Consider the following 11,927-nt stretch of genomic DNA (forward strand, 5'->3'; position numbering starts at 1 on the left):
GACCTCTAATAGGATTAGTTTTTTTAATCTGAAACATTATAAAATGTCCGTTGTCGAACAGCCAGATAAATTCTATATTTCACCCCGCAACACGGGCCTGAACGGCTTGATTTCTTTGGAAATCAATTGGCTTCGTTGTTGCGATGTTGTGTTTGCAAACTCGTATTTCGAGTTAGGTAGATTTCTACCATAATGTTTTGTCCACACTCCCTGTGACAAAACATATACTTCCTGTATTTATTTTTGACCTGTCTGTCAAATTTGTTACACCGCCTAAATTAGGCGGTGTTTTTTTATCTATCAAAAATCTCATCCGCATATCTGGCAGCAATATCACTTTATTACTCTTCTTTCGGATTAATTATCGTTATATCAACACAAAGTGTATGGCTTTGCGATAAGCCTCAACATTATGCTAAGTAATGGTTGTCTGTAACGCGATCAAAAACAAAAAAGGCGCAAATTGATGTCTCAATTTGCGCCTTTTAACGTATTTTATCAGTCAGCTATGGACGGTAAACTTTTACGTTGCTGAAGCCTTGCTCTTGCAAGTAAAGCGCTTGCAGACGGCTCATCACACCGCGGTCACAGTAAAGTAAGTATGTCTTAGACTGGTCTAAGTCACCAAACTGTGTACCCAGCTTGTAGAAAGGGATATGTTTCACATCCACACCTTCGATTTCAAGTGGGTTATCGTCTTCCTCTTCAGGACTACGAATATCTAGCACAACCGCGTGCTCTTCTACCGCTTGAACTTGCTCTACTTCTGGTGCGGCTTGCTCAGACTCTTTCGCGATATCACGAATGTCCATCATGCGAGCTTCTTGAACCACTTGCTCAAGGATACTAAAGTCGAATTTCTCTTCTTCAGCTTCTAGCTTGCCTTTCACCGCTTTCACGGTTGGCTTCTTAGAGATAACACCACAGTATTCTGGCATTGTCTTCGCGAAATCTTCTGTGCCGATTTCACGTGCTAGATTGATAATGTCTTCTTTATCCCAGTTGATAAGCGGACGCAGAATCAGCGTGTCTGTTACGTTGTCGATGTGGCGTAGATTGGTTAGCGTTTGGCTCGATACTTGACCTAGCGCTTCACCTGTTACCAATGCTTCGATCTTCATCTTCTGAGCGATCATGCCTGCTGCACGCATGAACATACGCTTCAAGATCACGCCCATTTGGCCGTCATCGACTTTCTCTAGGATTTCCGCAACCACAGGCTCGAAATCAACTGAGATAAAACGTACTTTTGCTGAAGAACCGTATTTGTTCCATAGGTAGTGAGAAACCTGCTTAACGCCGATTTCGTGTGCTGGACCACCTAAGTTAAAGAAGCAGTAATGTACTTTTGAACCACGCTTGATATGAAGATAGCTTGAAACACCAGAGTCGAAACCACCCGAGATCAGGCTTAACACGTCTTCTTGCGTACCCAGTGGGAAACCACCTAGGCCTTTATGACGAGACAACACTTGGTTTAGCTTGTCGTTCGAGACTTCTACCTTGATCGTCACGTCTGGGTTTCGTAGCTTAACACTAGCGCTTTCAATCGCTTGATTTAAACCACCGCCTACATAACGCTCTAGTTCAATAGAGGTAAAGTCATGCTTGCCACGACGCTTTGCACGTACAACAAAGGTTTTATTTTCGAGTGCAGCACGGTTGAGTTCTAGCACTTGCTCGAAGATATCGTGCAAGTCTTTAAATTCAGTTTGCTTCACTTCCAGTACGTGGTGAATGCCTGGTGTATGAGTCAAAACCTCAAGAACTTCAGCGTGGAATTCGTTACTCTCAGAGGTCACTTCAATGTGATCACGACGGTTAAATACCGCGACAGACTCCGTGCGGCTCTTAATGATGTTACGAATGTTGCACTCTAAAATCTTTGTGAAGCGCTTACGCACAGATTCACTTTTTACAAAAATTTCTGGATGGGGCTTTACAATAAATTTCATAGTCTAATTCGCAGGTTAGTTTCGCAATCAACAAAGAGTGACACTCAACTTCAATACTTCATACGCAGTAAAACCGCGTTTCAGTCACAAAAAGTAGTCTGAGCTCACTTTTAAGGCGCAAGATTATACACCCAAGCGGATTGGAAAAACAAAAAAAGCGAGCAATCTGCTCGCTTTCTTATCTCTTTACTGACTTAAAACTAAAGCCTAGTTATTGAATTACCGGCACTTCTTCGCTGTAGAGAGGCTCGCCTTGCATAATGCTGATTTCAACCCGTCGGTTAAGTGCGCGATTGTCATCAGAATCATTCGGTAACAAGGGCTCAGTATCCGCCATGCCTCGTACTCTTAAACGTTGATGAGAGAAGCCTCTCACTTTCTCCATCTCTTGCGCGACTGATACTGCGCGCTGAGAAGAGAGATCCCAGTTAGAACGATAAAGCTCCGAATCTAGCGGTCGATTGTCTGTATGGCCAGATACTCGAACAATGCCTGGCACATCTTTTACTAGCTCTGCAATCTGACGAACTAAAGGGCGAAACTTAGGCTGCAAGAAGGCCGAACCTTCTGGGAATGCACCTTTTTCACGCATACGTATAACAATCTGCTGACCGAGGTTTTCAACTTCAATGGCGCCTTGTTCAATCTCTCGTTCTAAGGCTTTCTTGATGCTTTCCATCAAGGTTTCCATCTCTTGCGACATCTCTTTAGATTGCTGTTGTTGCATGTCCGCTTCGGCAGACTCATTGTTTTGAGTTGACGTTTCTGGCGATTGCCCACCCGTTAACTTGCCTTCATCACGTTTTGTGCCACCAGCTCGATCAGACTCTCCTTCATGGAATTCAAGCGTCTGCTGAGTGATGTCCATGGTTTGCTGCATGATAACATCAATCGGAGTAGGTTCCGGCCTACCCGGTCGAAACTCTTGGGCAATAATGCTAGTGCCTTTGGGAATGTCTTTCACTTCAAGCTGATTTTGCACACCGAAGGCAAATTTCATTGATCCTGCAATTTGTTTGAACTTCAGTACATCCATCTCAGAAAACGAGAGCAGAAGAACAAAGAAACACATCAGCAGCGACATCAAATCTGCGAATGTCCCCATCCATAACGGGAGGCCAGGTGGCGGACAATCGCATTTGTTATCTTCATCATCCATCACGACTCTCCAAGTTACTCGTCAATCTCAAGGGCACGTTTACCTTCATTGAGGTAGTTCTTCAAGTAACTATCGATCACTCGCGGGTTTTGGCCATCTTGAATCGCTAATACGCCATCCATGATCAAACGGCGATTTAGCGTTTCTTGGTCACGGCGAAGAGAAAGCTTATCCGCAATAGGGAAAAACACCATATTGGACAGGATCGCGCCATACAATGTGGTCAAGAGTGCAACGGCCATTGCTGGTCCAATCGCTTTAGGGTCATCCATGTTTGAAAGCATCGCAACAAGACCAACCAAGGTGCCAATCATTCCCATTGCAGGAGCAACGTCGCCAAAGGCGCGAAATACACCAGTTCCTTGCGTATGTCGTTCATCCGTAAGCGCGATGTCTTTTTTGAGTGCCGCTCTCACAACGTCGGCATCATGGCCATCAACCAGTAGATCAATGCCTTTCTGCATGAATGTGTTGTTTATTTCCATCTCTTCAAGAGCAAGAAAACCACCTTTACGCGCCGCGTCGGCCATTTCCACAATTTTTGCGATCAGGTCTTCGGGTTCATCCGCTTTAAACATGAAGGCTTTGCCAGCAATCTTTGTCGCACCAAAAAACTGTCCCATTGTGAACTTCATCAACACGACGAATATTGAGCCACCAACGACAATAAGGATCGACGTGACATCGACAAACATGCCGATGCTGCCACCAAGCACCATCGCCATAATGACGAATGCAAAACCACCAATCAAACCTAATAGGGTTGCTAAATCCACAAAGCACTCCTCACGCTATACTCAAATACTGCCATTGGGCGGATTATTACCTGTATCGACAACTCGCGCAGAATTTTTAGAAAAATCTTAGCTAATGGATCACAAATTACACCTAACAACCTCAACCAAAATATGGGGTTTCACCGCTTAGACTCGTTGAACGCTAATTTTGTGACAATTATATAAGGTTAAATTTGACCAAGTTACTAGGCTAAGGTAACTTTCGTGCATCTTACCCGAGGCTTGATTAAGGCAGAAAAAAGATGGCGGTCAAGAAACCAGAAAACATGACCTTTGAAGCAACCATTGAAGAGCTTGATAGCTTGGTTGATCAATTAGAAAATGGCGATCTTGCTCTAGATGATGCCCTGCGTAAGTTTGAACGAGGCATTGCCTTAGCTCGTGCAGGCCAAACTAAATTAAGCGACGCCGAACAGCGCGTGAGTATTCTTCTTAGTGAAGATGATGAAGCACCACTGAGTGACTTCAAACCAGATTCAGAATAACAATCAGTAGTGAGCAATGTGATGCAACAGACATTGACGTCTTTTCAACAAAGAAACAATCAGCAATTGAATTTGTGGCTCGATCAGCTTCCATATCAAGAGCAGCCATTGATTCAAGCAATGAAATACGGCCTTTTGCTAGGTGGAAAACGCGTTCGCCCTTTTCTTGTTTACATCACAGGTCAAATGCTCGGCTGTAAACCTGAAGACTTAGACACCCCCGCCGCTGCTATCGAATGTATACATGCCTACTCACTCATTCATGATGATCTGCCAGCCATGGACGATGATGAACTGCGTCGAGGTCAACCAACTTGTCATATTAAGTTTGATGAAGCAACCGCAATACTGACAGGTGACGCACTACAAACTCTTGCCTTCACTATTATTGCTGATGGTCAATTAAGCCCGGCGGCAGAAGCTCAACGCATCAACATGATCAAAGCATTAGCGCATTCCTCTGGTGCCAGCGGCATGTGTGTAGGGCAAGCCTTAGATTTAGGCGCGGAAAATCGCCAAGTTTCTCTTGAAGAAATGGAAGAGATACACCGTAAAAAAACCGGAGCTCTGATTGATTGTGCGGTAAAATTAGGTGCATTAGCTGCTGGTGAGAAAGGTATCGAGGTTCTACCTCACTTGGAGCGCTACTCAAAAGCAATTGGTTTGGCGTTTCAGGTTCAAGACGATATTCTTGATATCATCAGTGACACAGAAACACTGGGTAAGCCTCAAGGTTCCGACCAAGGTCTGAATAAGAGCACTTATCCTTCCCTGCTGGGTTTAGAGGGAGCCATAGAGAAAGCTCACACTCTGTTACAGGAAGCACTTCAAGCATTGGAAGCTATCCCATACAATACTCAGTTACTCGAAGAGTTCGCCCGATATGTCATCGAGCGCAAAAATTAACACTATAAGCGCGCATTTATATGACTCTTGATATTTCAAAGTACCCAACACTGGCGTTAGCAAATACACCGGAAGAATTACGTCTTCTTCCGAAAGAAACATTACCAAATCTGTGTGATGAACTGCGAACGTATCTGCTAAATTCAGTGAGCCAATCTAGCGGACACTTAGCGTCTGGCTTAGGCACCGTAGAGCTAACTGTCGCTCTGCATTATGTTTACAACACCCCTATCGACAAATTGATCTGGGATGTTGGTCATCAGGCTTACCCGCATAAAATCCTCACCGGACGTCGCGATAAAATGCCAACAATTCGCCAAAAGGATGGTCTACACCCTTTCCCTTGGCGTGAAGAAAGTGAATATGACACCTTATCTGTCGGCCACTCTTCGACATCGATTAGTGCAGGTCTTGGCATGGCCATCAGCGCACAAAAAGAAGGTAAAGGTCGCAAAGTCATCAGTGTGATTGGCGATGGCGCAATTACAGCAGGCATGGCATTCGAAGCCATGAACCACGCTGGCGACGTTCATCCTGATATGTTGGTGATTTTGAACGACAACGAAATGTCGATTTCAGAAAACGTCGGCGCCCTGAATAACCACCTTGCGAAGGTACTTTCTGGTAGCTTGTACACTTCTATCCGTGAAGGCGGTAAAAAAGTGCTGTCTGGTGTTCCACCTATTAAAGAGTTGGTTCGCCGTACGGAAGAGCACCTGAAAGGCATGGTAGTGCCTGGTACTCTGTTCGAAGAGTTCGGCTTTAATTACATTGGCCCGATTGATGGGCACGACGTCAATGAACTCGTCAAAACGCTGAAAAATATGCGTGAGCTCAAAGGTCCTCAGTTCCTACACATCATGACCAAGAAAGGCAAAGGTTATGAGCCTGCCGAGAAAGATCCTATCGGCTACCATGGTGTTCCTAAATTCGATCCAACGCATAATTGTCTGCCGAAGAGCAGTGGCGGTAAGCCAACTTACTCAAAGATCTTCGGTGACTTTTTATGTGACATGGCGGCCCAAGATCCTAAGCTAATGGCAATTACGCCAGCGATGCGCGAAGGCTCGGGTATGGTGCGTTTCTCAAAAGAGTACCCAGACCAATACTTTGATGTGGCGATTGCTGAGCAGCACGCTGTAACACTGGCAACAGGCATGGCAATTGCGGGCGATCATCCAATCGTTGCTATCTATTCGACTTTCTTGCAACGTGGTTATGACCAATTGATCCACGACATCGCGATCATGGACTTACCAGTAATGTTCGCTATCGACCGCGCAGGTCTCGTTGGCGCAGATGGTCAAACTCACCAAGGTGCGTTCGATCTAAGCTTTATGCGCTGTATTCCGAACATGGTGATCATGGCGCCAAGCGACGAAAACGAGTGCCGACAAATGCTTTACACTGGCCATAAGCATTCTGGCCCGAGTGCGGTTCGATACCCTCGTGGTAGCGGCATGGGCGTAGAAATCGAAACTGAGTTTACGGCGTTAGAAATCGGTAAAGGGCGCATGGTTCGCCAAGGTGAAAAAGTTGCTATTCTGAACTTTGGTACTTTCTTGGGTAACGCGCTAGAAGCGGCAGAATACCTTAACGCCACTGTTGCTGATATGCGCTTTGTGAAGCCGCTCGATGAAGCATTAATTCGTCAATTAGCCACAGATCATGACGTGCTCGTGACGTTAGAAGAAAATGTTATCGCGGGTGGTGCTGGTGCTGGTGTCGTTGAGTTCATGATGAAAGATAAAATCATTAAACCTGTGTTGAACCTAGGTTTACCAGATGAGTTTATTCATCAGGGAACACAAGATGAACTGCATGAAGAGCTTGGTCTCGATGCAAAAGGAATTGAAAAATCCATCTTGGATTATTTAGCAAAATAGAATGTAAAAAAAGGGATGCTCATAGCATCCCTTTTTTTACGGTCAACGTTTAATTCATCCAGCCCGCATATTTTGCGACTAGAAACAGGGCAACACCGGCCATAACTCCCGCCACGATATCATCAACCATAATACCCAGCCCACCGTGAACTCGCTTATCTAGCCACCCAATTGGCCAAGGTTTTACCATATCGAAAAAACGAAATAAGATGAAGCCAGTGATCAACCACTTCCATTCAGTGAGTGGAATATTCAGTGCAGGTACAATGCTCATCGTAATCCAAAAGCCTGCAAACTCATCCCATACGATTGAACCATGATCATGTACCTTCATGTCTGCAGAGGTCACTTGGCATATTTGAATGCCGATCACACACGAAATCAGAACAACAATGACATACGCCGTAAATGGTAATTGTGCCAACAACAAAAAGAAAGGCACGGCCGCCAGTGTGCCCATTGTTCCAGGGATAAACGGGGATAATCCACTGCCAAAACCCGTCGCCAATAGATGCCACGGGTTCTTTAATGAAATCAGAGAAAGAGGGTTGGTCATATCCTTAAACCTATACTGCTAGTTTGGTTTCAATCGTCATGCCTGTGAGTTGCTCAATAATAACAGGCTCTTGGCTAGAGCTTAGCTTAGATCATTTAAAGTGGTCGAAGCCACTTAAGTCCCAATCAAGTGGTTGATTGTTATCATGCAGCTCGAAGGTTCCATTTGGTCGGATTTGACCAATACATGTGACCTTACAGCCAGTATGAGATAAAGCGCTTTGTAACGAGCCTCGATTTTGCTCCGGCACGGTAAAACACAACTCGTATTCTTCGCCACTTGCTAAAGCATACTGCTGCGCGCTGATCTTATCATCTAAAAACTGAACTAATTCTGAAGAGATCGGTAGCTGAGAGACATCAATACTAACCCCAACCTGAGATCGCTGTAAAATGTGCTTAATATCAGAGATTAAACCATCTGAAATATCTATCGCCGACGAGGCTAAGCCAACAAGAGCTTGTCCAGCAAGCACACGCGGAGAACTAAGGTAATGAGCTCGCTCTAGTGCTTCCGCGCCGGCTCTGCTGCGCAGAGAGTCATCTAGAATCACATCCAAGCCAGCTTTTGCATCGCCAAGGTTTCCCGTTACATATACCCAATCCCCAGGCTTTGCGCCGGATCGCGTGAGCGCTTTGTCTTCAGGTACAAAACCTTGCACCGTGAGTGTCAGACACAATGGCCCTTTGGTGGTATCACCGCCTATTAACTGAATACCATAGTAATCAGCCAGTTCGAAAAATGCATCACAGAAAGGAGCAAGCCATTCTTCATCTGGCTCAGGCATCGTTAATGCAAAGCTCACCCACGCAGGCGTTGCGCCCATCGCCGCCAAATCACTGATGTTAGAAGCCAATGCTTTGTGTGCGACCCATGCTGGGTTCGCGTCGGCTAAGAAATGCGTTCCAGCTACCAATGTATCCGTGCTAATCGCAATCTGAACATTAGCTGGCGCTTTGACCAAAGCACAATCATCACCAGCGGCTAGATGGACATCTTTACGTTGGCTCTGACGACCGACGAAGTACTTGTCTATCAGATTAAATTCACCAGACATAATTCACTTACTTTTTGATGTAAAAGCTTTTGATACAAAAAAGGTCAGCATGTGCTGACCTTTTCATTGAAGAAATCGTTATTTCTTACGAATGTGAGGTGCTGCTTTATCAAGTACACCATTCACAAACTTGTGGCTATCTTCTGCTGCGAAAACTTTTGCAAGTTCAATCGCTTCATTGATAACAACTTTGTAAGGAACATCTTCGCGACGAGTCATCTCGTACATAGCAAGGCGAAGAAGAGCAAGTTCCATCATATCTAAATCCTGCATAGGACGAGAGATGTATGGACGAATTTTGCTATCTAGCTCAGCGTGGCTAAGTACAACACCGCTTAATAGTTCACGGAAGTAAGCTACGTCTGTCTCTGGAGCAGCAAGCGCTGGCTCAGATGCATGAAGTTCTTCTTCATCGTATTTGTCGCCAGACAAAAACTGTTCTTCAATCTTGGCAACATTCTCTTTAGTAATTTGCCATGAGTAGATCGCCTGTAGAGCGAATTGACGTGCGTTACGACGTGCGGCTGGTTTCACACTGGCCCCCATTAGGAATCAATTTCAGATAGTACATTAATCATTTCAAGTGCGCTTAGTGCAGCCTCTGCACCTTTATTACCAGCCTTGGTTCCTGCGCGTTCAATCGCTTGATCGATCGTATCAACAGTCAAAACACCAAATGCTACTGGAATGCTGAATTCCATAGACACTTGTGCTAGACCTTTGTTCATTTCACTACAAACATAGTCAAAGTGAGGCGTTCCACCGCGAATAACAGACCCTAGAGAAACAATAGCGTCGAATTTGCCAGTTTTAGCAACACGCTGAGCTACTAGAGGTAGTTCTACGGCACCTGGACAACGCACAACCGTGATGTTGTCTTCGCTTACTTGTCCGTGACGCTTTAGTGTATCGATCGCACCAGAAAGTAGGCTTTCGTTAATAAAACTGTTGAAACGAGAAATAACGATAGCAATTTTTGCATTTGGCGCTGGGAAGCCACCCTCGATCACTTTCATAAGCTTTCCTTTAACTCTATTTATAAGTGAAATATGTTCATCAAGTGAGAATCGCCGGATTCTAGCACAAATTTGTGAGCAATATCTAATGGAAATTGGAGGCAAATCACTGGTTCCTAGCCATTGACGAGTTAAGCACGTCAAAGACTAGGAACTTATTGTTCGGTTGTTACTCGCAGACGTACTCAACAACGTTCAGACCAAAACCACCTAACGCGTGGTACTTTTTGTTGGTCGATGACAGAAGACGCATATCATGTACACCGAGATCCGCAAGAATCTGTGAACCAACGCCAACACGGCGAGACGTGCCTTGTTTTTTAGCAAGCGTTGGTGCTTCACCTTTGTCTTGCGCTTCGAACATCTTCACGCGATGAATAAGTAGATCGGTCGATTCTTCATGGCCAAGAACAACCAGTACACCGCCCTCTTCACCAATGCGTTTCATTGCCTTATCTAGTGTCCAGCTGCGCTCTGCATTACGATCGCTACGTAGTAAGTCGGTAAAAACGTCTTGAAGATGAACGCGAACCAGTGGCGCTTTTTCTTTCAAATCGCCCTTGCACATTGCGTAGTGCACTTGGTTATCAATGGTGTCTTTGTACGTGACTAACGTGAACTCGCCAAACTCTGTCGGTAGCTTGCACTCTGCCACACGTTCAATCGTTGTCTCAGTGTTATTGCGGTACTCAATTAGGTCGGCAATAGTGCCCAATTTAATACCGTGCTTCTCTGCAAAGATCTCTAGATCTGGGCGACGAGCCATGGTGCCGTCGTCATTTAAGATCTCAACAATCACCGATGCTGGCTCTAAACCAGCAAGACGAGCCAAATCACAGCCAGCTTCAGTGTGACCTGCGCGAGTCAGTACACCGCCGTCTTGAGCTGCGAGAGGGAAGATGTGACCAGGCTGCACCAAATCCGCAGCTTTAGCGTTTGGCGCGACTGCTGCTTGAACGGTACGTGCGCGATCTGCGGCTGAAATACCAGTCGTTACCCCTTCTGCTGCCTCAATCGAAACAGTAAAGTTGGTGGTGTATTGCGCATTATTGTCTTGCACCATTGGTGGCAGACCTAGACTTTCGCAACGATCTTTGGTCATGGTTAAACAAATCAGGCCACGGCCATAGGTTGCCATAAAGTTGATGGCTTCCGGCGTAATATGCTCGGCAGCCATGATCAAGTCACCTTCATTCTCGCGGTCTTCATCATCCATTAGGATGACCATTTTGCCTGCGCGAATATCATCAATAATTTCTTGTGGCGTACTGATTGGCATAGTCTGTTATCCCGTTATTCTAAATTTGTTATTGCGACAGCAATGAAAAATTACGTTGCAGTGAATGCTAGTTAGGTCAATAGTTTGAGCTTTGCATTAAGCAAGTCAATGAATCTCGCGGTGTTCTGTGAGTCTGCTCTTTATCGCATGCCTCACGCAGCCACTCCCAAGACTTATGCAAAACCGTTTTGCTGTAAAAAGTCCATCGTGATACGAGACTCGGCCTTATCTTCTTGTTGTCCTTGCAGTAAACGCTCCATATAACGCGCAAGTACATCAACTTCTAAGTTGACTTTGCGCCCCACTTGAAACTGGTCAATCGTAGTTTCTTCACTCGTATGAGGAACGATCGTCAGCTTAAAAGCATTTTTACGTAAGTCGTTGACGGTTAGGCTAATACCATCAACAGTAATCGAGCCTTTCTCTGCAACGTACTTGCTAATTTCCGCAGGCATTGCAACCCAAAACTCTATCGCACGGCCAACTGAATTGCGTTCGACAATTTCACCAACCCCATCGACATGGCCAGAAACGATATGTCCACCCAATCGCGTTGTTGGCAACATGGCTTTTTCTAGATTCACCTTATCGCCTACTTGGTAATCAGCAAACCCAGTTTTCTTCAAGGTTTCTAATGACAGATCAGCACTGTAATAGTGGCTTCCGAAGTCAACTACCGTTAAGCAAACACCATTGGTCGCAATGCTATCGCCTAACTTAACGTCTGACATATCAAGCGTACCCGTTTCAACCGTGACGGTGATGTCTTCGCCCTTCGGCGTAATCGCAGCTAACTTGCCCACTGCTTCTACTATTCCTGTAAACATACTA

The 11,927-nt window shown here is 45.3% G+C and carries 12 protein-coding genes; 3 read left to right on the top strand and 9 right to left on the bottom strand.

Annotation, left to right across the window (positions count from 1 at the left end; translation table 11 throughout):
* Positions 1 to 506: 506 nt before the first annotated feature.
* The 3 genes from thiI to pomA all read right to left on the bottom strand — a co-directional run bounded on the left by thiI (position 507) and on the right by pomA (position 3,890).
* On the bottom strand, positions 507 to 1,955 hold the full coding sequence (thiI, locus tag R7O13_RS17575) for a tRNA uracil 4-sulfurtransferase ThiI (RefSeq protein ID WP_005383617.1): 1,449 nt from the start codon (positions 1,953 to 1,955) through the stop codon (positions 507 to 509).
* 211 nt (positions 1,956 to 2,166) lie between these two features.
* Positions 2,167 to 3,114, bottom strand: a complete 948-nt coding sequence (locus R7O13_RS17580; RefSeq protein WP_005383619.1) for a flagellar motor protein MotB — start codon at positions 3,112 to 3,114, stop codon at positions 2,167 to 2,169.
* A gap of 14 nt (positions 3,115 to 3,128) precedes the next feature.
* The gene (gene pomA, locus R7O13_RS17585; RefSeq protein ID WP_005381564.1) at positions 3,129 to 3,890 is read right to left on the bottom strand and encodes a flagellar motor protein PomA; all 762 of its coding nucleotides are present in this window, start codon (positions 3,888 to 3,890) and stop codon (positions 3,129 to 3,131) included.
* A 263-nt stretch (positions 3,891 to 4,153) separates the two neighbouring features.
* Here pomA and xseB point away from each other — a divergent pair, with 263 nt between their 5' ends.
* From xseB to dxs, 3 genes are read left to right on the top strand one after another with little or no spacing between them, the layout of a single operon-like run.
* Entirely contained in the window at positions 4,154 to 4,396 is a 243-nt protein-coding gene (gene xseB / locus R7O13_RS17590) for an exodeoxyribonuclease VII small subunit (RefSeq protein WP_005381566.1), read from the top strand.
* Between the two features lie 21 nt (positions 4,397 to 4,417).
* A complete protein-coding gene (gene ispA, locus R7O13_RS17595) occupies positions 4,418 to 5,302 on the top strand; it encodes a (2E,6E)-farnesyl diphosphate synthase (protein ID WP_005383621.1) in 885 nt (294 codons plus the stop codon).
* Between the two features lie 20 nt (positions 5,303 to 5,322).
* The gene (dxs, locus tag R7O13_RS17600) at positions 5,323 to 7,188 is read left to right on the top strand and encodes a 1-deoxy-D-xylulose-5-phosphate synthase (RefSeq protein WP_318132294.1); all 1,866 of its coding nucleotides are present in this window, start codon (positions 5,323 to 5,325) and stop codon (positions 7,186 to 7,188) included.
* Between the two features lie 49 nt (positions 7,189 to 7,237).
* On the opposite strand, the gene pgpA is transcribed toward dxs, so the two are convergent.
* The 6 genes from pgpA to R7O13_RS17630 form a co-directional block, all read right to left on the bottom strand.
* A complete protein-coding gene (pgpA, locus tag R7O13_RS17605) occupies positions 7,238 to 7,744 on the bottom strand; it encodes a phosphatidylglycerophosphatase A (RefSeq protein WP_031780838.1) in 507 nt (168 codons plus the stop codon).
* 91 nt (positions 7,745 to 7,835) lie between these two features.
* Positions 7,836 to 8,801 carry a thiamine-phosphate kinase gene (gene thiL / locus R7O13_RS17610; RefSeq protein WP_005381570.1) on the bottom strand — a complete coding sequence of 322 codons (966 nt, stop codon included), beginning with the start codon at positions 8,799 to 8,801 and terminating at the stop codon, positions 7,836 to 7,838.
* A gap of 78 nt (positions 8,802 to 8,879) precedes the next feature.
* On the bottom strand, positions 8,880 to 9,347 hold the full coding sequence (gene nusB, locus R7O13_RS17615; RefSeq protein WP_005381571.1) for a transcription antitermination factor NusB: 468 nt from the start codon (positions 9,345 to 9,347) through the stop codon (positions 8,880 to 8,882).
* Entirely contained in the window at positions 9,347 to 9,817 is a 471-nt protein-coding gene (gene ribE, locus R7O13_RS17620; protein ID WP_005381572.1) for a 6,7-dimethyl-8-ribityllumazine synthase, read from the bottom strand. The genes nusB and ribE overlap by 1 nt, the downstream gene beginning before the upstream one ends.
* Before the next feature lie 169 nt (positions 9,818 to 9,986).
* Positions 9,987 to 11,096, bottom strand: coding sequence for a bifunctional 3,4-dihydroxy-2-butanone-4-phosphate synthase/GTP cyclohydrolase II (gene ribBA, locus R7O13_RS17625; protein ID WP_005381573.1), 1,110 nt, complete (start codon positions 11,094 to 11,096; stop codon positions 9,987 to 9,989).
* 173 nt (positions 11,097 to 11,269) lie between these two features.
* Positions 11,270 to 11,923, bottom strand: coding sequence for a riboflavin synthase (locus R7O13_RS17630; protein ID WP_005383626.1), 654 nt, complete (start codon positions 11,921 to 11,923; stop codon positions 11,270 to 11,272).
* Positions 11,924 to 11,927 lie beyond the last annotated feature (4 nt).

Source organism: Vibrio sp. Y176, assembly GCF_033438945.1.